General features: G+C 45.9%; 25 protein-coding genes. 13 read left to right on the top strand and 12 right to left on the bottom strand.

Annotated features, from left to right (window positions below; translation table 11 throughout):
* Positions 1–81 precede the first annotated feature (81 nt).
* The gene (locus ACLWBD_RS02045; protein ID WP_063206211.1) at positions 82–552 is read left to right on the top strand and encodes a hypothetical protein; all 471 of its coding nucleotides are present in this window, start codon (positions 82–84) and stop codon (positions 550–552) included.
* 7 nt (positions 553–559) lie between these two features.
* Entirely contained in the window at positions 560–1324 is a 765-nt protein-coding gene (locus tag ACLWBD_RS02050) for a hypothetical protein (RefSeq protein WP_063206212.1), read from the top strand.
* Positions 1325–1397: 73 nt separating this feature from the next.
* Here ACLWBD_RS02050 and ACLWBD_RS02055 read toward each other — a convergent pair whose 3' ends face one another.
* The 4 genes from ACLWBD_RS02055 to ACLWBD_RS02070 form a co-directional block, all read right to left on the bottom strand.
* Positions 1398–4076: a valine--tRNA ligase gene (locus ACLWBD_RS02055; protein WP_413569362.1), complete on the bottom strand. Its 2679-nt coding sequence runs from the start codon at positions 4074–4076 to the stop codon at positions 1398–1400.
* Positions 4077–4652: 576 nt separating this feature from the next.
* Positions 4653–5714, bottom strand: a complete 1062-nt coding sequence (locus tag ACLWBD_RS02060) for a porin (protein ID WP_063206214.1) — start codon at positions 5712–5714, stop codon at positions 4653–4655.
* 107 nt (positions 5715–5821) lie between these two features.
* Positions 5822–6160: a rhodanese-like domain-containing protein gene (locus ACLWBD_RS02065; RefSeq protein ID WP_413569363.1), complete on the bottom strand. Its 339-nt coding sequence runs from the start codon at positions 6158–6160 to the stop codon at positions 5822–5824.
* A gap of 2 nt (positions 6161–6162) precedes the next feature.
* A complete protein-coding gene (locus tag ACLWBD_RS02070) occupies positions 6163–7380 on the bottom strand; it encodes an MFS transporter (RefSeq protein ID WP_413569364.1) in 1218 nt (405 codons plus the stop codon).
* Positions 7381–7409: 29 nt separating this feature from the next.
* Between ACLWBD_RS02070 and ACLWBD_RS02075 the strand changes: the two genes are divergently transcribed.
* Positions 7410–8558 (top strand): hypothetical protein, encoded by a 1149-nt coding sequence (locus ACLWBD_RS02075; protein ID WP_253696602.1) that lies wholly within the window; start codon positions 7410–7412, stop codon positions 8556–8558.
* Between the two features lie 18 nt (positions 8559–8576).
* Here ACLWBD_RS02075 and ACLWBD_RS02080 read toward each other — a convergent pair whose 3' ends face one another.
* The 6 genes from ACLWBD_RS02080 to ACLWBD_RS02105 all read right to left on the bottom strand — a co-directional run bounded on the left by ACLWBD_RS02080 (position 8577) and on the right by ACLWBD_RS02105 (position 12609).
* The gene (locus ACLWBD_RS02080) at positions 8577–8858 is read right to left on the bottom strand and encodes a DUF167 domain-containing protein (RefSeq protein WP_063206218.1); all 282 of its coding nucleotides are present in this window, start codon (positions 8856–8858) and stop codon (positions 8577–8579) included.
* An 18-nt stretch (positions 8859–8876) separates the two neighbouring features.
* A complete protein-coding gene (locus ACLWBD_RS02085; RefSeq protein WP_063206219.1) occupies positions 8877–9428 on the bottom strand; it encodes a DivIVA domain-containing protein in 552 nt (183 codons plus the stop codon).
* Positions 9429–9488: 60 nt separating this feature from the next.
* Complete coding sequence (locus ACLWBD_RS02090; protein ID WP_063206220.1) at positions 9489–10316, bottom strand: pyrroline-5-carboxylate reductase family protein; 828 nt, start codon at positions 10314–10316, stop codon at positions 9489–9491.
* A 44-nt stretch (positions 10317–10360) separates the two neighbouring features.
* The gene (locus ACLWBD_RS02095; RefSeq protein WP_063206221.1) at positions 10361–11020 is read right to left on the bottom strand and encodes a YggS family pyridoxal phosphate-dependent enzyme; all 660 of its coding nucleotides are present in this window, start codon (positions 11018–11020) and stop codon (positions 10361–10363) included.
* 21 nt (positions 11021–11041) lie between these two features.
* On the bottom strand, positions 11042–11884 hold the full coding sequence (locus tag ACLWBD_RS02100) for a S1 family peptidase (protein ID WP_063206222.1): 843 nt from the start codon (positions 11882–11884) through the stop codon (positions 11042–11044).
* A gap of 128 nt (positions 11885–12012) precedes the next feature.
* Positions 12013–12609, bottom strand: coding sequence for a Maf family protein (locus ACLWBD_RS02105; protein WP_413569365.1), 597 nt, complete (start codon positions 12607–12609; stop codon positions 12013–12015).
* Between the two features lie 29 nt (positions 12610–12638).
* On the opposite strand from ACLWBD_RS02105, the gene ACLWBD_RS02110 reads away from it, so the two are divergent.
* The 6 genes from ACLWBD_RS02110 to ACLWBD_RS02135 are packed head-to-tail and all read left to right on the top strand — an operon-like array spanning position 12639 to position 19427.
* Entirely contained in the window at positions 12639–13547 is a 909-nt protein-coding gene (locus ACLWBD_RS02110; RefSeq protein ID WP_253696604.1) for a type II secretion system F family protein, read from the top strand.
* A gap of 2 nt (positions 13548–13549) precedes the next feature.
* Entirely contained in the window at positions 13550–13900 is a 351-nt protein-coding gene (locus ACLWBD_RS02115; RefSeq protein ID WP_253696606.1) for a DUF192 domain-containing protein, read from the top strand.
* On the top strand, positions 13887–15551 hold the full coding sequence (locus ACLWBD_RS02120) for an FHA domain-containing protein (RefSeq protein ID WP_063206224.1): 1665 nt from the start codon (positions 13887–13889) through the stop codon (positions 15549–15551). The genes ACLWBD_RS02115 and ACLWBD_RS02120 overlap by 14 nt, the downstream gene beginning before the upstream one ends.
* Positions 15551–16702, top strand: a complete 1152-nt coding sequence (locus ACLWBD_RS02125; protein WP_063206225.1) for an FHA domain-containing protein — start codon at positions 15551–15553, stop codon at positions 16700–16702. Before ACLWBD_RS02120 ends, ACLWBD_RS02125 begins: the two co-directional genes overlap by 1 nt.
* Positions 16702–18741: an FHA domain-containing protein gene (locus ACLWBD_RS02130; RefSeq protein WP_413569366.1), complete on the top strand. Its 2040-nt coding sequence runs from the start codon at positions 16702–16704 to the stop codon at positions 18739–18741. The genes ACLWBD_RS02125 and ACLWBD_RS02130 overlap by 1 nt, the downstream gene beginning before the upstream one ends.
* Positions 18741–19427: a hypothetical protein gene (locus tag ACLWBD_RS02135; RefSeq protein WP_413569368.1), complete on the top strand. Its 687-nt coding sequence runs from the start codon at positions 18741–18743 to the stop codon at positions 19425–19427. Before ACLWBD_RS02130 ends, ACLWBD_RS02135 begins: the two co-directional genes overlap by 1 nt.
* Positions 19428–19429: 2 nt before the next feature.
* Here ACLWBD_RS02135 and ACLWBD_RS02140 read toward each other — a convergent pair whose 3' ends face one another.
* Positions 19430–21241, bottom strand: a complete 1812-nt coding sequence (locus tag ACLWBD_RS02140) for a sulfatase-like hydrolase/transferase (protein ID WP_063206228.1) — start codon at positions 21239–21241, stop codon at positions 19430–19432.
* A gap of 78 nt (positions 21242–21319) precedes the next feature.
* Between ACLWBD_RS02140 and ACLWBD_RS02145 the strand changes: the two genes are divergently transcribed.
* Both ACLWBD_RS02145 and ACLWBD_RS02150 read left to right on the top strand, forming a co-directional pair.
* Positions 21320–21949, top strand: coding sequence for a MotA/TolQ/ExbB proton channel family protein (locus ACLWBD_RS02145; RefSeq protein WP_063206229.1), 630 nt, complete (start codon positions 21320–21322; stop codon positions 21947–21949).
* 3 nt (positions 21950–21952) lie between these two features.
* Positions 21953–22360, top strand: a complete 408-nt coding sequence (locus tag ACLWBD_RS02150) for an ExbD/TolR family protein (protein WP_063206230.1) — start codon at positions 21953–21955, stop codon at positions 22358–22360.
* A gap of 50 nt (positions 22361–22410) precedes the next feature.
* On the opposite strand, the gene ACLWBD_RS02155 is transcribed toward ACLWBD_RS02150, so the two are convergent.
* Positions 22411–23499 (bottom strand): hypothetical protein, encoded by a 1089-nt coding sequence (locus ACLWBD_RS02155; protein ID WP_413569369.1) that lies wholly within the window; start codon positions 23497–23499, stop codon positions 22411–22413.
* Between the two features lie 138 nt (positions 23500–23637).
* Here ACLWBD_RS02155 and ACLWBD_RS02160 point away from each other — a divergent pair, with 138 nt between their 5' ends.
* On the top strand, positions 23638–24147 hold the full coding sequence (locus ACLWBD_RS02160; RefSeq protein ID WP_413569371.1) for a hypothetical protein: 510 nt from the start codon (positions 23638–23640) through the stop codon (positions 24145–24147).
* Positions 24148–24373: 226 nt separating this feature from the next.
* On the top strand, positions 24374–24961 hold the full coding sequence (locus ACLWBD_RS02165) for a diacylglycerol/polyprenol kinase family protein (protein ID WP_413569373.1): 588 nt from the start codon (positions 24374–24376) through the stop codon (positions 24959–24961).
* Positions 24962–24974: the final 13 nt, after the last annotated feature.

A 24974-nucleotide genomic window follows, 5' to 3' on the forward strand; every position in this document is an offset into this window, starting at 1 on the left:
AAAGATCCCTTTCTTGCATTTTAAGGGTCACATTTACTATTAAGAACATGTCTATCACGAAGATCCATGCAGGGGGATGCCATGAGATATTTTGTGTTTTTGATGATGGTTTTGGTCAGCTTGTGGTCCGTGCACTCTCAAGCCGTCGACAATCAAATGAGTTTTCGTATTCGTGAGCTGGCTCCGAATCAGTACGAATACTCTTCACTCTGGAATCCGGTCACGCAGGAAGCTCTTTTAAGAGTGGGACTGGTGGTTGACCAAATTGATCCGGTATTAATTGGTAGAGACATTTCGTTTTCTTCTGCCCGCAAGGCCGAATTCATCGCAAAAGATTGGCCCGAGCTGGGTGAGGACTGCAAAGTCGTTTCCGATTGGCATTTTGATTATTCGCCCGGCTTACCACATTATTTGATGTATATGACATTGCAAGGTCCAGGTTGTGAACGTGTGGCACATCTGTTTGACTATCTACACGTTCGATTGCGCTTCATCGGTGTTTCGCTTCTGAATTTTGAACCCGTTGACGTTGCCGTCGAGATCAGTCGATAGTTAAGGAATGCACAAACGAAATATTGCCATTCTTATCGTCGCTATTATTATCGGGCTTCTGATTTTCTTTTACCTGAAGCCCGCGAACACTCCCGAAGAGCCTTCGGTGAACCCTGAAAGTATGGGAACAATTCCTCCGGAAGCCTCGCGTGCGAATAAGGCGACACCACCGCCACCTGTGGATGTGGCCGTGCCGACAGGAACCGCTGCTGGATTTCTTCCAACAAATATGGAAGATCCAAAAAAGTTCGAGGCCTACCAAAAGCATATTCAAGAGATGGCGGTTTGCCTGAATATGAAAGTGCAGCCTTTGGATTCACAAGCTGAAATTAATTTCGACAATCTTAACAAAGCAATTTCCGCAGATCTGGGTGATATCGTCGCGCAAAGTGATGAGTGGTTCACGACGGATATTCGTACACCTGCGGGCGAAGTTCGCCGCATCTATGTTGAAAATACAAACACGGCCAGTGGGGAGCCCACTCGCACTTTGAAATATTCCGTGATGGAAGCAGGGGGCACCCAAAGAGAAATTCCCTTAGCGGCAGAGCAAACCAACAATCCTACTGATACATTGATCGCGACGTTAGAATCCGATGGAAGCATTGTCGGTAAAGCAAACTCACGTCGTATCTTTTATCAAAATGGTGACGATTTATTGTTGGTGGAAAGAGACGGAAAGATCTATTCTTTTGAACTTCCTCACGACGGAAAGATCTTTAACTGCACGGGAGCTGATTCCGCAGTCACTATGTCATGCACCTGTAAGTAATTTTGAGAATTTAAAAATAAAAGGCGAGGTCAGTATTCTGATCTCGCCTTTTTATTTTAATAGCTTACTAAGCTTACTGGAAGCGTGTTAACGCGTCTTTCAGTGATTCCAACTGGATCTTAGATTGCGCTAGCAAAGCTTTATCCGTTGCTACCACGTCTTCATCCGCATTGGCGATAAACTTTTCGTTCGAAAGTTTACCTGTCAGCATTGTGATATCTTTTTGAAGTTTTTCGATCGTTTTATTGATGCGTTTTACTTCTTCATCAAAATCCACAAGGCCTTCAAGTGGGATGATCACTTTCACGCTGGCATCTTTAACCACAACTGGTGCAACGGCACACTTCATCAGATTGCCTTCTTCACCGATGTCCAAATTTTCCAAGCGACCCATCGTCATGATAGCTGTTTTGTTGTTGCCCAAGATTTTTTGAACTTGGTCATTCATCACTCCCAGGCGCGCATTGATTTTCGTCGCTGGGCTGATGCGGTTTTCACCACGGATGTTACGAATCGCTGTGATCACTTCTTTCACGATATCGATTTCTAAAGCCGCTTGAGCAGAGCCCAGGCTTAAGAATTCTTTGTCGTTACGAGTGTTCGGGAATTGATCCACGATACAAGCAGCACCCTTGATCGGAAGCTTTTGGTAGATCTCTTCAGAGATGAACGGAGCAAAAGGATGCAACAAACGAGTGATGCGGTTTAGAACCTGAGCAATCACAAGTTGAGTTGCTTTTTTCTCGTCTGCGTTTGTTCCATTCATAATTGGTTTTGTGAACTCGATATACCAGTCACAGAACTGATTCCAGATGAAGTGGTAAAGAGCGTTGGCAGCGTCCGAGAATCTTTCTGTCTCCATCGCTTCTTCAACTTCTTTTGTCACCTCTGCCAGTTTTGTAATGATCCATTGGTCAAACACGCTGATATCTGATTGCTTCGGAAGAGCTTTCACGCCTTCTGCAGGCACTTGGAAATCCTGCAAATTTGAAAGTGCGAAACGAGCCGCATTCCAAATCTTATTCATGAAGTTTCTGTAGCCTTCAAGACGTTGTTCGCTAAATTTAAAATCTTTTCCAGAATACAAATGAGCCGAGAACGTGAAGCGCAAGGCATCTGCACCATATTTCTCGATCATCTCTACGGGGTCGACAGAGTTCCCCAAAGACTTAGACATCTTACGACCTTGAGAATCGCGAACAAGTCCGTGGATGTAAACCGTGCGGAACGGAACATCACGTTTAAACTCAAGACCTAGCATGATCATACGAGCCACCCAGAAGAAGATGATATCGTGACCAGTAACTAGATAATTCGTTGGATAGAATGTTTTTTGAGTTTCGGTGTCATTCGGCCATCCCATTGTCGAGAACGGCCATAAACCTGAACTGAACCACGTATCCAACACGTCTTCGTCTTGGTGAATCTTCGTGTTTCCACATTTTTCACAAGCCGTTACGTCTGTTTCACTGACAGTTTGATGTTCGCAGTTTTCACAGTACCAAACCGGAATGCGATGACCCCACCACAACTGACGAGAAATACACCAGTCTTCAATGTTGTTCATCCAGTGAAGGTAAACTTTTGTCCAAGATTCAGGTTCAAAACGAATCGTACCGCTTTCAACCACGCGTTTAGCCGGAGTTGCAAGCTGTTCCATTTTTACGAACCATTGTTCAGACAAGAAAGGTTCTACCACCGCGCCCGAGCGAGAGCAGTGACCTACTGAGTGAACATGAGGTTCTTCCTTCACGAGGAAGTTCAACGCTTTTAAATCTTCAAGAATGCGCTTACGAGCTTCTTGAACTTTAAGGCCTTTGTATTGACCCGCGTTTTCATTCAACTCCGCTTTTTTTGTCAGAATGTTGATGAATTCTAAGTTGTGCGCTTTACCGATTTTGTAGTCGTTAAAGTCATGGGCCGGAGTGATTTTTACCACGCCTGAACCGAAAGACTTATCAACATACGTGTCGGCGATCACTTTGATCTTTCTGTTGATCAAAGGGATGATCGCATTTTTACCGATCAAGTGTTTATAGCGCTCGTCTTCAGGGTGAACGCACAAAGCCGTATCACCCAACATAGTTTCAGGACGAGTTGTTGCTACAGTCACAGTTTCTTGTGTGCCTTCGATCGGGTAAGAGATGTGATACAACGATCCTTTGACTTGCTTGTGTTCAACTTCTAAATCAGAAATCGCCGTTTCAAGAGGACCTGACCAGTTCACCAATCTTTGGCCACGGTAGATCAAACCTTTTTTGTGTAAAGCAACGAAGACTTTACGAACCGCTTTGGAAACACCTTCATCCAAAGTGAACACCGCGCGATCCCAATCACAAGAATCACCCAAGCGGCGCATTTGCGAATAAATGCGATCGCCGTATTGGTGCTTCCACTCCCACACTTTTTCTACGAATTTTTCGCGGCCTAAATCATGGCGAGTAACACCGTCTTTTTTAAGTTCTCTTTCAACAACAGATTGCGTAGCGATACCCGCGTGATCCGTTCCCGGCAACCACATCGCATTGTAGCCATTCATTCTTTTCCAACGGATCAGAATATCTTGAATCGTATGATCCAAAGCATGACCCATGTGCAAAAAGCCAGTGACGTTCGGCGGAGGAAGAATGATAGAGAATGGAGGTTTTGTGGATTGATCTTGGGCTTTGAAATAGCCGGAGGATTCCCACCACTGATACGTACGACCTTCAACTTCAGCAGGATTATAACGATCCGATAATTGTTGTGACATTTAAGCGACCTCTAACTGACTTTAAGAATAAGAAATTCTTAGGTTTTTAACCGTTAGAGATTAGCAAATTCGGGGGCTTTGCGATAGTTCTAATGCCCTTGATCGGACCTTCCTTTCTTCTCTGCGTCACGGGCTTTGGTCTTAAGGGGTTCTTTAGATGGATTTAAATCGCTTCGAGCGACGGATTTGGGTTTGGGAGGAGGCTTGGTGATGGGTCGCTTCGTGCGGGCACGCCATCCGGGCTCGGTCGGTGCCGAGGCTTTGCCTCGGTTCGCGCCATCCAGGCGCCACCGAAGGCCCTTACTTCGGGCCCATCACCAAGCCTCCTCCCAAACCCAAATCTGTGCTGATGCTTTAATCGAGCTTCGACTTTTAAAATCACAGCGGATGTGGGCGGTATGAAAATGGAAAAACGTGCTGAGGGATTTAGAAAATCAAAGGAACGATTTTGAAATATCCAAAGGTAGGAACTTAGAAAAATCTTTTTTAATGCGGTTTGCGGGCATAAAAAAACCCACAACATTTTTGTTGTGGGTTTTTTCTTGTGAAGTTGATTTGGTTGAAGTGTTTTTTGGATTACTTCAAGAAATCGGCCATAAGGCGTGCGCCAACAACCACTTCGTCTCTTTTAACATCGTCGCCTGTTTCTGGCTTTTCTGTGATGTTGTTGTAAGAAAGGTGGTAGCGGAAGTTTGTGTCTACGTAAGGTTTGTATTCAACAACTACGCCGTAGCCCATGAATTTTTGAGTGATGTCGCCCGCGATTTCTTGTTTGTCTTCTGTTGATGTGAACTCAAGACGTGGAGTCCATTGTTCCCAACCAGTGTATGCCAATTTTGCTACCATAGATGTCGTTGTATCTTTTGCATCTGTTGCATCTTGTTTGAATTCAGATACTAGGTAGTCGAATTGGAATGTGATTGGAGATGAGTTCCACAATACGCCTGCTGCCATAAACTGATGTTTGTCATCAGCTGTTGGGCCGGCCATTGTGTGGTAGCTCAGGTTGAAGTTCAAAGCTTTTTCTAGGAAAGCGCCACGGTAGATCACGCCGTACATAGAAGAGTTTTGAGATGCGGAAGGTCCTACAGCTGTGTCGCCACCAGCTTCGTTTGTTGCTAGAACGTGAACTGTTTGACCAGAGAACGAGAAAGTACCTTTAACACCAGTTGCATATAGAAGAGCAGAAGTACCTAGGTTGAAAGCACCCAAAGTTTGGCCCGCAGCACCTGTCAAGTTAGAGCGAGTGTAGAACTCAGAAGTTAAATACAAGTCAGCGCCGCTGGTTGCGCCTTCGAAACCACCGAATTCTGTGTTGAATTTACCGAAGCTCAAAGAGAATGTGTCGTTCATTTTGTGTGTCAGGTAAGCGTACTCAACAGCTGTTTGGGCAGCGTCTACGCCACGAGTAGCATCTTTATTGAAAGCAAGACGTACGCGGAAAGAAAGATCTTCCAAAGCTTTTGCTTGGTAATCAAGACGACCGGTTTTGAAGTAGAACTTCGTTTGGTCTGGCAGAGTTGAATCTGTGTAAGTTGTTGAGTTGTAGTCAGCGCGCAAGTCGAGGTTCAATGAACCTGCTTGAGCTGACAACGCTGTCGCTGTTGTCACCAATGTTGTGAACAAAAACTTTTTCATAGTACATCCTTGTGTAAAGTTTTTAAGTTGTTTCGATGTACTTAATGCTACAAACAAGAGCGTTGAGTAACAACGCTTTCTTTTGTTTTTTTATTATATGAGTTTTGTCAGATTTGCTGTGTGCGTTCGTTCGCTAGGGCGGCAAATCCACCTTTTACGTAGTACGCGTTAGTGAAGCCGGCTTTTTCTAAAGCCTCCACCGTGGAAGCGCTTCTAACACCGTCGTTATCTAAAACTAAGACGGCATAGTGCAAGGGTAATTTTCTTTCTTGAATCAAAGGCAGGACTTGTTCTGGTTGAGAGTGGACAACAATGTTCTCTAAATGAAGACGCGTTACCTGGTTGAACCAAGGTGCCAGATCAATGTTGTCTAAAAGCACCAACAACATGGGGATGCGGCCTTGAATAAGGTTGTTGAATTGGAAGTATCCGATTGTGTTAAACATAATTATCCCACTCTTCCGTGTTCAGGAATGAATCTATAAATATAGAGTACGATTGCAAGACCTGCGAATGCCAAAGCGCCCGAAGCCCAGAATGGGGCTGTTATCGTGACGGCTCCATACAAAAATCCACCGAAGGCGGGGCCGATGATACGTCCCAAAGAGGCCATGCTTTGCGTGACTCCCATAGTAACACCTTGTTCTTTGCTGTCAGTAAGTAGGCTGACACTTCCTAGGATGCTGGGATTAGAAAGACCATTACCCAAAGAGAGCAAGGTCATCGCGACCGCCATCATTCCAATACTGTTCGAGATGGCGATGGTCGTCAGGCCCAATGCAAAGAGTGTCAGACCCAAGCGCAGAACTTTTCTTTCGCCCCATTTCGGAAGAAGGCGGCGGACCAGAAAGCCTTGAGTGAAAACAATGATCACTCCGATGTAGGCGAAACCGAAACTGACTTGTTTGATGTCCCACTGAAACTTTTCACCCATATAAAGGATCAAAGTCGCTTCCATTGAAGACATCGCAAAAGAGGCCAATAAGAAAACGGTCATCAATGCGCCCACTGTTTTGACATTCAAGTAATGCCACATCACCGAGAATCTTTTTTTCTTTTCGGCCGATTCGCTCTTATCAGTTAAAGACTCTTTCAAGTATTTGATGCCGAAAAGCAAGTTGGCAAAACACAGGGCCGCGACCCAATAAGCCGAGAACGAAGTATCAAAGTGTGGTTCTGCAGAAATCGAGTGACCCCATACTGCTAAGCCTCCGCCTAACGCAGGACCGACAACAAATCCCAATCCAAAGGCAGCACCAATCAAGGCCATGCCTTTAGAACGTTCATGTTTTGGAGTGATGTCCGAGATGTAAGCGGAAGCGGTTGATAAGCTTGCGCCAAAGAAACCCGCTAAAATACGAGCCACGAAAAGCCATTCTAAGCTACGAGCCATGGCAAAAGCGATATAGGAAAGTCCTTCACCCAGAAGGCAGAATAATAAAATAGGTCGGCGCCCTAAGCGGTCACTCAGTCTTCCCCAAAAAGGAGAAAATAAAAACTGCATTAATGAATATACGGATAATAACAAACCGGTTTGCAAAGCAGTTGCGCCAAAGTTTCGGCTTAAAATCGGAAGAATAGGGATGACTACACCAAAGCCTACTAAATACAGGAAAACAGTGAAAAAGATGATCGCAAGCTGTGATTTGTTTGATGTCGAAGTCATAGGGTTGTTAATATTAGGAAGTTATGAAAATGGCAAATAATCTTCAGCGTTGGCAGCTTCTCATTGCAGTCCTTTCTTTCCTGTCGTTACCCGCCGGGGCCGTGGATAACTACAAGGAATACCGTCGAGACCGATGGGACTTTGAGCTCAGCACTCAGTACTTTTACTCTGAAGCCAATTACCCTTCCTCCGGTGGAAGTTCGCAGAACCTTCCAAGCGGAAATACCTATTCTTTATTGGATCTAAATCTTGAATCTCGTTATATGCCGCGTTCGGATTGGTCTTTGTTCGGTTGGGGGCAACTGAGCAATTCCGAAAGCAAAGACTCTTTGGCGACTCGTTCAAATAGTTCGATCACGGAAATTGCCGCCGGAATGGATTTTTTAATGTACAACGGCGCCTTTCAGTTAATTCCTGAATTCATCGCGATTGTTCCTTTAGAAGATGTCGATCCAAACTCGGATGCGGTTTTGAACTCAGAAGGGGTCTTTGAGTTTCACTCTCGTTTGATCGCTCAAAAAGACTTCGGTTCTTTCCGTGGCTATGGTTGGGCAGGCTTCAACTATCGTGGAGATGGACGCTCTTTCCTTTTACCCTATGGTGTGGGGGCTCAGCTTAAACTTCAGCGCATGCGTTTGGGCGCCGAGCTTTTTGGATATCGCAGTATCACGGACGATACCGAAGATACGGTGATTCGGACGGGTTATATCAATGGAGCCAATGCGGGTTCCATGAAGTTCTATTCCGTCAATCCCAACCTCCTGGATTCGCAAGTTTATTGGAACTGGTTGATATCGCCGAAATGGACACTGCAGGTGAACGGTGGAACAACTTTGACCGGTTCTAATATGGCCGCCGGTTTTCACGTCGGTGGATTCATTCGTTACTCGTTCGATATGACGGAAGGGTATGCCGAAGAACCTGCTTACGAGCCGGTAAATTCGCCGGTTCCGAAATATCGTTCCAATATGTATGAGTCTGAAATGAGTTCCGAAAAACAAGTTCCGACGTTCCGGGAACAAACTGATGACGGAATTGATCAGAACTTATTTAAACCTCGTCCGACGAAGAAGCCGCGTAAGAAAAAAGTCGATGATACTTACTTGCAGCAGCAGCTTGATGACACCGAATTTAGCGTGGAGCTAAAATCCGATAAAAAGAAAAAGAAAAGCCGCTAACCAGCGGTTTTTCTTTTTTTAAAGCTTCAAAAGTTCGCGAGCCGTTTTTTCTTCCACACCAATAAGGTCGATAGTTTTATGGCGACCCGTATCGCCTTTCACTAAGACAACCTGTCTCTTCGGAATATCAAAATAGTCTGAAAGAAATTCGATCAACTCTTCGTTGGCTTTGCCGTCGACGGGGGGAGCTGTGATTTTAATTTTAAGTTCGCCGTTGTGAGGTCCCACAACTTCGTTTTTAGAGGACTTAGGCTGAATAAAAAGGTGGAGTCGAACTCCACCTTTTATAATTTCTAACATGGATAAAATGAATCCCGCTTACTCTGCAGATAGCGGAGAAACATTTGTTGAGCGGCCGGGACCATTACCATTTCCATTCGTGTTGTTTGCGATGTTATGGTTTGGAAGCTGCATTTGCGGCATGTACTTTTCACCTTGTTCAAGCAACGAAAGGTGAGCCTGCGCCAAAGCTTTTAAGTTGGCTTCAAATTGCATACGAGCACGTTTTAGTTCCGTGACTTCTTGATACATTTTTTTCAATGAATCGCGAGAATCACGAGTGATGATTTCCGCTTTTTGTTGAGCATCGGCGATGATCAATTTCGCTTCGCGGTCTGCATCTTGACGAAGACGCTCTGCCATTTGTGAGGCTGTCGCGATGGTTTCTTTCAACACTTGATCGCGCTCTTTGTATTCCATCAAGGAAAGTTCTTTTTCGCGAATGCCTTCTTTCAAAGCATTGCGTTCTTGAATTAACGACTCCATTTGTGAAGCCACTTGCTGAAGGAAATCCATAACCTCGTCAGCATCAAGACCCATCATCTTTTTCGTGAAAGACTTATGAGCAATATCTATAGGAGTGATTCTCATTTTGTTCCTCCTTGAACAATATGAATTAAGGATAAAGGGCGAGTCTGTGCCAGGGCAAGGTTATTTGATTTCCCTCGCCATTTCTTTGTTCCTCATGGCCGCTTTTTCAAAGCTAATGCGCAATGCGCGTTCGATTTCAAGCTCGCGCATGGACTGAAGTCCAGCTGCGGTGACGCCTTTCTTGGAGGTCACACGGGCCTGCAGATCTTCAACACCTTCTCGGGCCTGCGCTGCCAGCAAAGACGCTCCCACAAAGGTTTCGATCGTCATCAGGCGGGCTTCTTCGTTAGAAAAGCCATGCTCTTCGATCCAATCCTGCCAGTACATCATCATCTCAAAGACAAATCCGGTTCCACTAGAGCAAGAAATCATCAAGGCTTCAAATTGATCCTCATCGCCGACTTTGATCACACGGCCTAAAGGTGCGAAAAGATCTTCGACGGTGCTTTCTAAAGCTGTGTCATCGTCATCATTTAGAAGATAGCCGATGACGCCGCGACCGATTAGGGACGGTGTGTTCGGCATAACACGAGCTAATCGCGCCCCTTGAATGAAACGTTCCAGTTTTTCCATGCGAATGCCGGCCGCAACGCTGATCACGATTTTATGTTCGTCAAAAGCGCGAGTGACCGGCTCAAGAGCGTTGAGCAAGTCTTGAGGCTTCACCGCCAGAATAATAATGTCACAGCGATCGATCAATTCATCGTTGCTGGACACGGGATTGATTTTAAATTGTTCTTCTAGTTTTTGAAGTTTACCGGGAGTGCGGTTGGAGGCGAAAATGTTCTTTGCCGGAACTCCGCCTTCAACGAGACCCTTAATCATGGCTTGAGCCATGTTTCCTGCACCCAGAAATCCTACTTTTTGCGTTTTCAACAGTGGGTTCATGTTACTCCAGAACGCAGCCTGTATTATCTGCGACTAAAATAATCCTACCTTTTGATGGGGCGTTCGCCAAACAAAATAGTCCCAAGACGCAGGATTGTCGCTCCTTCTTCGACGGCGACGGCATAATCGTGACTCGTGCCCATTGACAGCTCATTCAGTGGATGAAGTTTCAGGTCCGTTTGACTCTTCAGCTCCTCCATCAGTTTGCGAAGCTCCTGAAAGTAAGGACGTACTTCCTCGGGGTTTTCGGTTAATGGTGGCATGGTCATAAATCCATTAATTTTTAGGCATGGAAGAGACGTCAGCTCTTTCCAATGCTTCTTCAGACTATCTTTGTCAAAACCGCCCTTTGTTTCTTCCTGAGCAACATTGACCTGAATCAGGATGTTTTGCTGAACATTTTTGTTTTCGCATTGCCGGCTTAAGACTTGAGCGAGTTCCAATGAATCCACGGAGTGGATCAAGGCGAACTTTCCGGCGACATACTTCGTTTTATTTTTTTGCAGATGGCCGATCAAATGCCATTGAATATCGGAAAGATCCTGCAAGTGCTCGATTTTATCTAAAGCCTCTTGCACGTAATTTTCACCAAACATTCGTTGCCCTTCATTATAAAGAGCGCGAATTTTTTCTTCCGGCTGTAATTTAGAGACAGCGAGGATGCGGGCAGGGGCTGTTTGCTTATGAAGCTCTTTTAAGTCCATGCCCTCACTGTAGCAGAAAGCTTACTTCAGGTCGACAAATTGAGGTTCTTGCGCACCCAGCTTTTTCGCCGCTTCCAAAATGAACTGTTTGTGTTTTGAAGCGTAAGTGTACTCACCATATGTATGGCAATCTGGAGCCTTGTCGTGAGGACCACGCGTGATACCTGCAACGATAAGTCCGTCTTTAGATTCTAGATAAGCCGGGCCGCCAGAGTCGCCACTGCAGGCCCCTGAGCGCAACTGATCTGTTACGAGAATTGTCTCCCACACTTTAGCCAGTGGAACTTGAGTGTAGTTCAACCCATCGGATCTGACGCCTTTGACGTCATCAATCAAACCATATCCAGCAAGAAGTAAAGATTGACCCTCTTCTAATTGTGTTTCTGGCGCAAGTACTGGAACAACAAGGGTGCCCGCAGGTGCTTTGCTTTGAAGACGAATGACGGCAACGTCATTGATGCCAGTTACCGGATAACCCGTGTCATCGAAAATCATCTCGTAACCTGAATGTCTTTCAAAGTTTTCGACCGTCAGAAGGCGAGTGTCAGAAAGCTCTTTAGGAAGATCGGTACCAAAAAAGATCCAAACGTCCGAAGGCTTTTCTGTGTATTCCAAGCAGTGGCTTGCGGTCAGAACTAGGTCTTCTGAAATCAAAGTACCAGTACAAAAAGAATAAGGTTTGCCATCGTACTTTGCAATAAGGGCAACTGTTGAAGCTGTCACTCTATCTTGAGGCAGCGCCGCGGACCCATTCACGATCGAAGTATTTTTATTATCCAAATTTAAAGAAGACGTCTTGCTATCCGTACAAGCTGTGAAAAGCAAAGCGGCAGACGCAAGCAAAAGAGATGATCGAACGTTCATGAAAGCCCCCCTCGGGTGATCGAACCGAAGGTATCAGAGTTTTCTCAAAAACACTAAATTTTGAAGGGTGTAAACAAAATGGACAGCACTATTTACAGGAATGCTGTCCTAGCGAACATAGGCCACACTTATAGATTTAAAAAGCCTATTTCCACGAGGAGGTGTTTTACTAAACTCATAGGAAGTCCCACTACGTTATCAAAAGGGCCGTCGATTTTTTGAACGAACTTTCCGCCCCCGCCTTGGATACCATAGGCACCGGCTTTATCCATGGGTTCACCCGTGTGTATGTAGTCCCAAATTTCTTGGTCACTCAAATCTTTGAAATGAATTTGCGTTGTCTCAATTTGAGAAATCTCTTTGCCGGTGGAACTATTCATCACGCAAACCGCAGTGATGACTTCATGAACATGCCCCGACAAAAGTTTTAAAATGCGATAGGCATCGTCTTTATCGGAGGGCTTTCCGAGTGGGGCCCCACCGAAAATAACTTCGGTATCGGCCGTTAAGATGACGAAGGGGCTTGTGCGACTGGACTTCAGAACCTCATGGACCGCTCTGGCTTTACGTCTAGCAATATCCAAAATCTGATCGTTTACATTCAGGTTTTTGTTAGGAATTTCCGATACTTTAGATGGAACCACGTCAAAGTCAAAACCAGCTTCTTTAAGAAGTGCACGACGACGTGGAGACTCTGATGCCAAGACAAGTTGAAGTGGTGTCATGAGATTTACTTGAACACAAAGAGGCACAAATGGGAAGCGCAGAATTAATGCTGATTCTAGGCTTGCTACTCGCGGGAGTGGCGGTGTTCCTATTTGTAAATTCCATCTTCGCTAGTAACACCGACAAACAGCAACTTTCATGGGCCAACAATGATGAGCCGGTGAAGTCTAAGAATGCAATTATCAATTTTTCGCGTCCGTTGGTGCATCAGTTCACTTTGCAACATGCCTTAAGAATTCGCAGTGAGGGCTATCGCAAACGGGTTCGTAAATACATTAAAACCTCGGGGCTTTCGGCAGAAATCAACGAAGATGAATTCATCGGCTTGCAACTTTTATGGGGCGTGATGTTCCCTATCTTCTTGTTGATCATGAACTTCTCTTTGCAGTTAGGTCTGCCAGTTCCTATGGTTATTGGTGTGGGCTTGATGGGTTTCTATCTGCCACAAATTCATGCCAAGGGTGAAAAAAAACGTCGTGAGCTTTCGGTGCGTGCGGATCTTCCTTTTTTCATCGACCTACTGGCTTTGTCTGTTGAAGCTGGTTTGGATTTCTTTTCGGCTATTCAAAAGATCGTGGACAAAGCACAAGGCACAGAAAGTGTGCTTGCCGATGAGTTGGGAACAGTTTTGAAGGATATTAAAATCGGTGCTTCCAAAACTCAGGCTTTGAAAGACATGGCTGAGCGTTTGGACATGAACGAAATTACAAGCTTCGTTGCCGTTCTTGTGGATGCGGAATCAACGGGTGCCAGTATTTCTCAAGTGTTGAAGGACCAATCCGTGCAAATGCGTCTGGAAAGATTCGTTCGTGCGGAAAAAGCCGGTGCGAAAGCATCACAAACCATTTTGATTCCTTTGATGTTATTTATTTTACCAGCGGTCTTCATTATCGTGTTTGGACCGGTGGCCGTGTCCTTTATGTACGGCGGGAAATAAAGATGATGGCAGCTTTGATTAACAAAACGACAAATCAAACTTTAGTTCCGGATCTGAAAGTCGCAAAAACTTTCTGGAGTCGTGGCAAGGGGCTTTTGGGTCGCGCCTCGTTACCTCAAGAAGAAGCATTGTGGATTTTAAGATGCAACAGCATCCACACATTCTTCATGCAGTTTTCCATTGATTGTGTATTCGTAGATAAAAACTTGAAGGTCAAAGCGATCTTCGAAGATGTTCGCCCGGGACGCTTGGTTTTCCCTGTATGGGGAGCCAGTTCCGTTATTGAAATGTCAGCAGGTTCAGTCAGCAAAATGAAAGTCAGCGTGGGAGATCAACTTTATGTGGGCGCTTAGGATTTTAACCGGCCCTCAAGCGGGACAAATTATCGAGCTTAAGATGGGGAAAAACCTCATTGGCCGTGCTCCGCAGTGTGATATCAAGTTGGTTTCTCCGGGTGTTTCCAAAGAACATACCGAAGTCGCTGTCTTTAAAGAAAAAATTGTGATCACTGATTTGAAATCCAGCAATGGCACTTACTTAAATGGAATCCGTATTCAAAACGGCATCATGCGATTGGGTGATAAGCTTGGTGTTCATGATATTTTGGTAGATGTAATTCCCGCGCCTGAAGCTCGTCCGCAAACACCTCGGCCTCAACAGGGACAAAGTGTTCCTGCACCAATGCCTTATTATGGCGGAGGAGCAGCTCCACAAATGCCTCAGCAGATGGGAATGCCGAATGGAATGCCTCAAGGTATGCCGCAGCCGATGGGAGCAATGCCTGGCGCCGCCCCCGGTGCTCCGGCTCCAGCGCCTGCATATCAGCAAGGTGGATTTAAAGGTTTGATGGATAAGGTCAACGATTACTTGGATCGAGTGGCTTTACCTGGAGTTTACAAACTTCCGCAATTCTTAGAATTAAAATTGGTTCTATTAGGCTTTGTGGCTCTATTCATTTTCTCAACGACCTTGCTTTCTATGATTCCGATGGTGGCAATCACTAGAGCCAGTATCATCAGTGAAAGTAAACGTCGTGCGGCTTCTATTGCAAGAACATTGGCGACAATCAATCAAGCGGCGCTTATTCAGAATAGCTATTCGTCACTAAGCACAAATGCAGCCGAGGCCGAAGACGGCGTGAAGCAGGTTTTGATTGTGCAACAGTCTGACGGAATGATTTTAGCCCCAGCAACCCGCGCAGGAACGACGCCGGACTTGCCGTTCGTACACAGAGCGCGTACTGAAATGCGCCCTCAGTCCGTTGAAGTGGATTCCACAACTATTGGAGCAAGCTTCCCGATCGGGCTCTTTGATCCAAATACAGGTGAGCAAGCCGTGAAAGCTCATGCCATTGTTCTTTATGACATTGGAAGTTTGGCTTTTGATGACGGCAGAGCGATCAGTTTGTTCATGCAGACACTCGTGATTGCGTCACTGATAGGTCTCTTGATTTACTTCTTCATGTATAAACTTATCGAGTATCCGATTGTGACTTTGAACGCGCAGTTGGACGCCGCGATGAGAGAAAAGAAAGACAACACGCAAGTGGACTTCCAGTTCCCGGCACTTCAAGCCCTGATTGGAAATATCAACAGTCTTTTAACTCGCTACATTCATGGCGAGGCTGACAATGGGGCCGGAGCTGCGGGCTTCGTCAATAAAGACGGGGAAGCAGAAAATTTAGTGCAGCTGATTGGTTTTCCATCCATTGCGATCTCACGCGAAGGTCGAATTATCGCGTGCAGTGCCTCATTTGCTCAAGTTGCTAGGGCGGAAGTGGCGCAACTGCAGGGTCATATGTTTAACACTATCCCTGATGCGGCCCTTCAACAGAACCTGGATGGTCTTCTTGCGCGCACGCGCGAAAATCCGCGAGCTATTCACACCGACCAACTCGAATTCAGTGGTCACTTGTGTATCTTGAGCTGTCAGGCGATGTGCTCTAGCGGACAAGAAATTGACTATTACATCGTGACAGTTTCACCGACAGAAGGGGGCTCTTGATGAGTGCTGCGCCTCAGGTGAAAGACACAATTAAATTTAATATTGAAGTGACGAAGGGTCCGCATGCGGGTCTGAAGTCCACTTTTGCCAAAGCGTCAGTCACTATAGGTCGTGGTCCTGAAAATGATATCGTTCTTTCCGGGGATCCACGCACCAGTCGTCAACATGCCGAAATTAAACAGCGCTCGGGTCACGAGTTTGTGATCGTCAATCTAAGTCAAAAAAACTATGTTTTGGTGAATGGCCAGAATATTCAGTCCGAAATCATTAACAATGATTCGGTGATTCAGATTGGTGATACAGAAATTCGTTTCCATGCTGAGTTGCCTCCGTCGGTTTCTCAATCGGCGCCGTTGGCATCTCCGACAGCTTCGATTTTAACTCCGACACCATCCCCCGTAACGCCGCAGATGCCGAAGCCGCAAGCGCCGACACCTCGTCCGATGCCTACACCGAATGGATCGCAGGGTTATGGCGGATTGCCAACGATGCCAACTCAAGGAATGCCACCCGCTCAGCCCATGGCTTACGGAGGATATCAGCCTCCACCTCCAGGAGCGGGGCCGATGCCAGGTCCAGCTCCCCGAGCAGCCGGTGGTGGTCCTTTAGCAAATCCAAAAGTTCGCTTTTATGGAATCATCGCGATCGTCGCGATCGTCGGATGGTGGTTCTTTTCATCGTCGGATACAAAAGCGAAAAAAGATCCTAATGCGATTCGGACCAGTTCTATCAGTATGCAAGACGTGATGGATGCGGAAAAACGCTCGCAAGAGCTTCTGACCATCAAAAAAGAAAAATACGATTCGATTCAATATCGTCGTGCTCAGGAAAACTTTATCAAGGGCTTCCGCGACTTTCAGCAAGGTCAGTATGCCCGTGCGAGAGAAGCATTTCAGGTTGTGTTAAACCTGGACCCTGACAACGAGCTGGCAAAACGTTATTATCATTTATCGAAGATCAAGTTTGATGAGTTGGTTAAGTTTAATATGATTCAGGGCAATCGTTATAGAGAGAAAAGAAACTGGCGTATGTGCCAGTCAAATTATCAGAACGTGCTGACGATGCTTCAAAATCGTAAAGATGATCCTACATTTAAAGAAGCGAAGCAGTTTTATGAAGAGTGTACTTTGAATTTGGAGGGTAGATTCTAATGGCCCGCCTCAAAGTCCGCCTGCGTGGCAAACCTGTTTACGATATCCAGCTTACGGAGGATCGCACTTATGTAGCGGGCCGCAAGGAGGATTGTGATATCGTATTGCAGCCAGAAAAAGGCATCTCTCGTGAGCACTTTAAGCTGTCATTTGTGAGTGGTGCGTGGACTGTGGATGTGATCTCTCGCTATGGTGATATCACTTATAAGGGTGAGCCCGTACAACAGTTCGCCTTAGAGCATGGCAGTCAGTTTTCTATTCCGCCTTATGAATTTGATTTTGTTTTAACGGCCGCAACAACATCTGATGAGTCGGTGGCCCCAGCACCCGATTATGGTGGAGGCACATCCGCAAATCTTCCTGCTGTGCAAGGCGAAGGTTCCGACGGCTTTGGTGGCAGTGAAGAAAAGACTGTCATTGGGGTGGCACCGCAAGTGGCCTACATCAAAATCATGGATGGTCAAAATAATGAACCTAAAGAACTGATCCGACTTGATGCCGGAGAATCCTGGGTTGCGGGCCGCGAATCTTCGTGCCACATCCAAATTCGAGATCAGCGCGTCAGTCGTCGTCAGTTCGAAATTCGTCGTGCAGGCTCTCAATATGTGATTATTGATCTAGGCAGCGTGAACGGAACTTTGTTGAACGGAAACCCGATTTCGTCAAGTGATCCGACGACCATCCGTTCAGGTGATGCGATCAGTGTTTTAACCAATTATTTGTATTTTGAATTGCACGACGCTGGTTTTCAAAGCCGTTTAGAGCTGGTCAATGTGCCGCCACCCAATCCTTTGGTTCAGGTTGGCAACGACGCTTTGCCGATGGAATATCAGCAGCAGCAGAATGAATTGATGGCATATCAAGGTGGTATGGCACCGATGCCTTACCAACCGCAAATGCAGTATCCCGGAGCTCCGATGCCACACCAGGCACCCGCGGCTACCGGAAAATTTGATTTCCAAAAGAATCGACCTAAGATTATCGCGGGGGCGGTGCTATTGTTAGCGCTGGCTTATTTTTTTAGCGGAGACGACTCGGGAAAACCTCCAACACCTCAGCCAGGGGCTTCGTCGGCGCCAGGCTCACCTTTAGAAATCTTCAATAAGCTTCCGCCCGAGCAACAAGCCTTGGTTCGTCAGCGCTATAAAGATGCTAAAAACCTGTATATGCAAGGGAAGTATCAATTAGCTCAAGACGAAATCATCAAGATTCAGGAACTGGTTCCTGATTATGAAGACATCAGAGAGATTGAACGTCTTTCTAAAGAAGCCATCTTCATTCAAGAGCAGCAACGTCGCCAAGAGCAGATCGAAAAGGCGAAAATAGAAACGGAAGAAAAAATTCAAAAAGCCGCAGCGGAATGTCAGAAGAAAATCAATCCTGATATCACCATGCCGGAAATTGAAGAGTGCTTAAGCGACGTGATGCAGTTTAATCCAGAGCATCCGAAGATCGTAGATCTGAAAATGCAGGTGGAAACCATCACGACCCAAAGAGATGCTAAAGCGGCTGAAAGAGCGGCCTATCAATCTCAGGTGTCGAAGCTTCGTGCTATTTATAACAGCGCCGAAAAGGTTCATAAGAAGGGTAAACCATTGGATGCGATTGCCGCTTATGAAAGAGTGATTGCCGCGCCATTGCCAGACCCTAACGGCTATAAAGGTCAAGCGAAGCGCAATATCGCGTCGATCCGCCAAATGATGAATTCTAAAACGGCCTCTTTGCAAGGTGAGGCAGAAAAATTTTATCAAGCGCAAAACTTAAAAGGCGCGATCATGTCGCTGCGTAAAGCGCGGGTGATGGATCCCACCAACCCAGATCTTCCCGAAAAAATCGAACGCTACACGGGTGAGTTGCGCAAACAAATGATGACGATCTATCAGGAAGGCATTCTTGAAGAAAGTTTTGGTAACGTCGACGGCGGTGAATCTAAGGCCGGAGCCAAAGACAAGTGGCGAAAAATTCTGGAACTCGATGTTCCAGACGGCGAGTACTACAAAAAAGCTTATATTAAGTTGAAGAAGTATGGAGCACTTTAGTGAAGTTGCAGGAAAGATCTTACAGCACGAAAATTCTGCGCCCTAAACCTCTGGTACATCAAGAAGACGATGGGTCGTTGATTGTCGTTGCTACATCCTGGGGCCAACCAGAGCACGCACAAAGAGCTTTGGATGAGGTTGTAAAATACGTCAGTGCGGCTAAGTCTGACGTCGAAGTGACGTCTCCGTTTGAGTTTTTAAGCTGCCTGACGGACGAAGTGAACTATGTGCGCACAGGAATCCTGATTGCCAACGACATTCTTTATCGCGGTGAAAATAAGATGGAATATTTTTCGGGCGTTGAAGTCCTGGCTTTATTCCGCCGTGGAACTCAACTTGCGTGGGCGCAAGTGGGTTGCCCGAGTTTGTTTATTCAAAGAAAAAACAAAAGTCTTCAGCCTCTGTCGGTAGGGTTGGACCTTTCTAGTGAACGTCTGGGGGACGGTGAATCTTTGCCGCCACTGCCGGCACAGCTTTTAGGACTGGAGCCCACGTGTTCAATTCAATGTGGTCATACCTCTGTGAATGAAGGTGATCGATTGATTCTTTTAGCTAGTACGACCATCGCCACCTCACTGTGGGTTTCCCAGTCAGAGCCCGCCGAACTAGGTTCCGTGACAACGAAGATGATTCAGGAGAATCCTGAAGCTCCATTTTGGTTGGGTCTAATCACAGTTGAAGAATAAATTTAATAGTCTTCGGTTTGCAGAGCTTTATACGCTAGCGAACGAATCTTTGCGTATTCCGGCAGGCTGAGGGCGAATTCAGTTCGTGAAGGCGCAAAAATATTTTCACGCGAAGTATCCCAAATCAGTCCTGTCGCGATGTTCGCACGTTGAATTTGTTGGTCGAGCATGTAGTTTCTGAATGAGCGTTCGAAGCGTTTTCGTTGAGCTTCTTTGGACAAACCTCGCACATCGGCACGAAGCCAGTCGATGAATTCCAAAAATAAAGGATCGCTGCAGTTCTTAAGCTGTTCGGTTTCAATAGTTGTCGCCGTCAATAAAGGGAAACACGTATCGTTCACCTTCGCCGATTTGGAGTTTAAATTTCTTTCTGCGACATACTGCCACACCGAAATTTTATTTTTGATGCCCAGGTTTTTTAGCGTTTCCCAGTCTTTTTGGTTTAAGGCAATTTGTGCGGTCCAATTTAGCAAATCCAAGCTTTGCGGCTGTTGAAGTAAAAGGCGTTTTAAGTCACGTAATAGTTCAGCCTCTTGGTCAGCGCGCATCCAGCGCGCAAAAGGCAAGCTGAGTTTTTTCGTCCATTCGGACTGAATCGGTGGAAATGCCGGGAATTGGTTTTTACTTAAAAGTCCTTGCAGTTTTTGCGTCGTAGGCAAAATGCTTTCTTGTAAAAGCGGTAGGGGATTGACTTCAAATCGGTCCACAAGAGTGTTGTAAAGCAATGGATTTTCGTCATTGATGTAAAGAACATGGTGAGAAATTCCCGCAGTGCGAATAGGGCCGGCTTTTCTCCAGAACGCCCAGCCGGATTCAATCAAAAGCGGCCGGTCATCAGCCCACGCCACATTCGGACTTTTTAGAGCCCCCAAAAGAGAGTGTACGGGGAATGAACTCGAGTCAGCATCGAGGTTGCTTTCGCCTAAGAGCTCAAAAAGGGTTCGTCCGACATCCACTAAAGAAACGTTCTGATCAATCTTCCAATGAATTGCTAAATCACGCTTTCTTTTTTGTGCGGGTTTAATAAATAAAGCCACTTGCGTGTTCTCGCCATGCAAATTAAGCGGCGAAAGTTCTTTATAGCGATCACTGGTGGTGTGTCCGTTTAATCCGACAAGGACTACGGTCGTATTATCCCAGCGCTTGGCGGACTTTAAATTCTGAAACAGCTCATAGAGGCTTTCATCAAGTTCATCCAACTGACTTTCAAAGCTGAGATTTCTTGTTTCACCAAGATCAGTCACGGTCTCCGTTGTCGTAAAGATCAGATCGGGAACGTACAACACGCTGAAGAATGCATCCGTATCGACGTCCTGTTGCAGCCATTGTGTGAAAGCATCCGCGTTCTTTTTAAAAGGACGAAACAGACTTGAAAAGGTTGGAACGATGTTATCTTCAAAAAGCTCAAAGCCCTGATTTAATCCTGAACGACGAAAAACCGGAGCTCCGCCTGAAAAGAAACTCGTACGATAGTCTTGCTGAAGGGCAAGCTCAGAAACCATTTCAATTTCGGGAGCTAGACCAGGGCGGCCGTTGTGTCGCACTTTGTGTTGGTAGGGGTAGAGTCCGGTTAACAAAGACGATAAGGCCGGAACTGAAAGTGTCGAAGGTGAAAAGGCGTGAGTGAAGCGAACGGATTCATTGCAAAGCAATTGAAAGCCGGATCTTTCCACTTCTTCTTGGCTGCATAGTACGTCGCTGATGGTCAACTCATCCACGGCGATGACTAAAACGGAGTTTTTGTCATTCGCCTTGCAAGAAAGCTGGACCAAGCTCAGGAGTGTGAGAAGAAGAGTTAAAATGACTTTCTGCATACCTTGACCGGAAGTAATGGTTTTAGAGATAATGGATCAATAATTTTGCGCAGTCAAAAATTTTGGAGGAAATCACCGATGCTCACAGAAAAAATATTTACGGTAGCTCACCTGGCAGATCAGGTCGTTTTATGGATCTTACTTGTGCTCAGTGTGCTTAGCATCGGCATGATTTTAGAACGTTACTTCGCACTTAAAAAAATCGCTGCGGAATCTCAACGCGTTCGCGCGCGCATCAAACTTGCTTTGCAAAGCAACAGTCTTGATGATGTTGAAGATCTTGCGAAGGATCCAAACTCTGTCGAGGGTCGCGCCGCAGGTTACGCTTTGAAACACATGCGTGAATCGGGCAGCCGTGGTCTTGAAGAAATCTTCAACACATTCGCTTTGACTGAAAGACCCGAGCTTGAAAAATTCTTGGGCTTCTTGGCAACTGTTGGTTCGAACGCTCCGTACATCGGTCTTTTTGGTACGGTTCTAGGAATCATGAAAGCCTTCAACGATTTGGCGACAGCTCCAGAAGCAGGACAACAAACGGTGATGGCCGGGATTTCAATGGCCCTTGTGGCAACAGCGGCAGGTCTTTTCGTGGCGATTCCCGCAGTTGCGTTTTACAACTACTACAGCAAACAAGTGAAAAGCATTTTCCAAAACTTAGAGAGCGTTAAAGAACTTTGCCTTGCTTATGCTAAGAAAAAAGGTGTTTAAACCATGGCATTTAAAGACGGTGGAAATGATAACGAAGCCATAGCGGACATAAACGTTGTTCCGCTCGTGGATATCATCCTGGTGGTTCTGATCATCTTCATGGTGACAGCGCCTATGTTCATGAAGCCAACGATCAATGTGAATTTGCCTAAAGCGGCCAGCGGCGATCAAACGGCTCCAAGTAAATTGAACATCGCTCTGACAGCTGACGGAAGAATCAATTTGAATGGTTCCTTTGTCACCGAGGCTGACGTGCAGGCAAAAGCGCAAGAAGAAGTGGCGAAGAATGCTGATGTGCAAGCCATTATCTCTGCAGATAAAGACGTTCCGCACGGAAAAGTCGTCGGAGTCCTTGATGTCGTCAAGGGTTCTGGAGTGAAGAAGTTTGCCATTAGTATCGATAAAAAATAATGAAAAAGGGCTCTGTAAAGAGCCCTTTTTTTATTTCATCATTCACAGTATTAATTCCCGCCGCCGCCGTTACCGTTGTCATAGTTCGGGTTGTGCACCCACTGACAAGTATTCGTAAGTAGTTTCAACTTTTTGTTGCGACATTCAAAACTGATGCGACCGTGATAAGTCCAATAACCGTTGTCGTCATAGCGTCCATAGCCCGAATCATATTGATAAGAAGGATTGGGTTGAGGAGTGTGAATGCGGGGAATCGTAGTGCGGCAAGACACTGTTGTTTGCTGTAAGTAAGATAAATTGGCTGGTACGTTGTAATCAGAAAGTTTCGTGAAGTTACGATTGTTATAAAGGAAGTTTAAAGTGTCATAACTGGAGTGCAGAAGAAATTTTCCGCGCGGACCATCGAAATATTCTGGAAAGTATCCATACGCAGCATCGTAAGCCGCTTCAGTGAACGTGAAATAAGATCCCGCAGTACAGCCAACCGCAGGCTCTGAGATCGAAACACGCGCTAAGGTACTTTGCACACTCTTGCCGGTCGCATCTTTCACGATAACGTAATAAGTTCCCTCTTTAGAATAGCTGGTCGCACTGTCACTGATAAAACTATAAGTGCCCCATACACCTGTCATGGCTTTGCTGTCTTTGTACCATTGATAGGTATACGGTTGAGTCCCGCCCGTTACGAGGACTTCAAGACTGTATTGAGCGCCTTCTTGCACCGTCACACCTTGAGGTTGAGTGACGATACGAAATCCCGTCTGACTGGGAGTTCCGCCTCCGCCAGGATTTACGCCACCACCTGAAGATCCGCCGGAGCCGCCGCTACCAACACCGACACTTCCGCCACCAGAACCGGTGTTTCCACCCGAAGATCCGCTGCCGACCCCCACGGTGCCACCACCGCCCGAAGATCCGCCTCCACCAATGGTGACGCCGTTACCGCCGCCACTTGATGGACGAGAGTTCCAGACAGATGATGAATCTTTGCTAGTCGATGAGCTAGAAGTTGAACCTTCTGTTTTTTCTTCCATAGGAGCAGGAGCACAGTTTTGGAACGACAAAACTGTGAGGGACATGATCAAAAGACCAGAGAAAACGCGAAATTTGCGGATCTTTTTGAGAATACGCGTGTTCATTAAACATTCCCCCGAAAGTTTACTAGACTTAAATACGGAAGAAATGTGGAAAAACTTGAGGAAACAGCTGGTAATTCTGTTTAGTTTCTCAAATTGATACGGCTAAAGTCTGGAAGCAAATATCCGATCTAGGATATTATGTTTAAGAGTCAGCCAACAGATACCCATCTTCTTATAATTACGTCTTGTCTTGTAGCCCTTCTAGGCATCCCTACGTTTTTTACGCTGACAAGCAATGATCCTGTTGAAGTTGTAAACGCAGAAGTTCAAGTGTCGCCAACTCTTTCTCAACATCGTCAACCCGCTAGCCTACCGCAAGGTGCGTCCGTGTCTGCTCAAGCGGCGTTGTCCCATTTCACCCACTATGATTTGAACTGCGAGAAAAAAGGCGCAGGCAAAGTGACGGTGACAGGTGGGTATGTTCAATTTCAAGGAAAAAACTGTCTGAAAAATCTGAAAGACGGAGAGATTGAAATCATTAATAAGAGCAATGGTTACACTGCTTCGATCTTCAACAGCGGTGCTGACAAATATCAAACCGACCTCATTCAACTTCAGAACGGCGACAACGAAATCGCGATTCGTTATCGCGAACGCTCTGGAAAAGCGGTGGAAGAGGTCGTTCGTATCCATTCGTCTAAGATTTAACATAAACAAATCAATATCTTAATGCGCTCAGCTAGAGTAGGATCAATTAAATTGATCTTCCGTTCCTCACCCTTTAAGGTAGCCGCCGGCGTTGCAAATTTAGCACACTCCAGGCTCCTTTACGGATGCCTAACGTGGGATAAAATTGATGTTACTTGAAGGATTTTTACAGCCAGTGGATTTAAAGAAGCGTTCGGACATTCATTATGCTCGAAAAATTTGGCATATGTCGGGAGTCTCCGTGATGTTCCTTGCGTACGTCTATCTTCCGCCTGCTGTATCTATGACAATTCTTGTGGCCGCTTGGTTGATGTTTGTTCCTTTCGATTTTTTGCGTCAAAAAAATGCAGCTTTGAATGATTGGGCCGTTCACGCGTTCAAACCGATCATGCGTCAAAGTGAAGTAAAAAAATTGGCGGGAACGACGTTCTTACTTTCTGGTGTTCTACTCGTAGATATTTTATTCCCTCGTCCGATCGTGGCTTTGACCTTGTTGTTCTTGGCTTTCGCAGATCCTATCGCAAGTTACTTTGGGATTCTGTACGGAAAAGATAAAATCTTTGGACATAAATCAATCCAGGGTTTCATGGCGGCATTCTTTGTTTGTGCCGCACTTACTTTCTTCTACTTGCTATATCACAATTATCTCATGGATCGCATTGTGGTGGTCAGCTTGTTCGCAGGCCTTGTTGGCGCATTTGCGGAGCTTATTCCAATTGGAAAGCTTGATGACAACCTCACTTTGCCTGTGATGAGCGCCGTTGGCCTCACCATCCTGTTTTATTTCTTTGGATTTTTTGCCACTGTAGGATAATGTTTCCCTGCCA

It is taken from the genome of Bdellovibrio sp. HCB117 (genome assembly GCF_047305915.1).
Taxonomy (GTDB): Bacteria; Bdellovibrionota; Bdellovibrionia; order Bdellovibrionales; family Bdellovibrionaceae; genus Bdellovibrio; species Bdellovibrio bacteriovorus_B.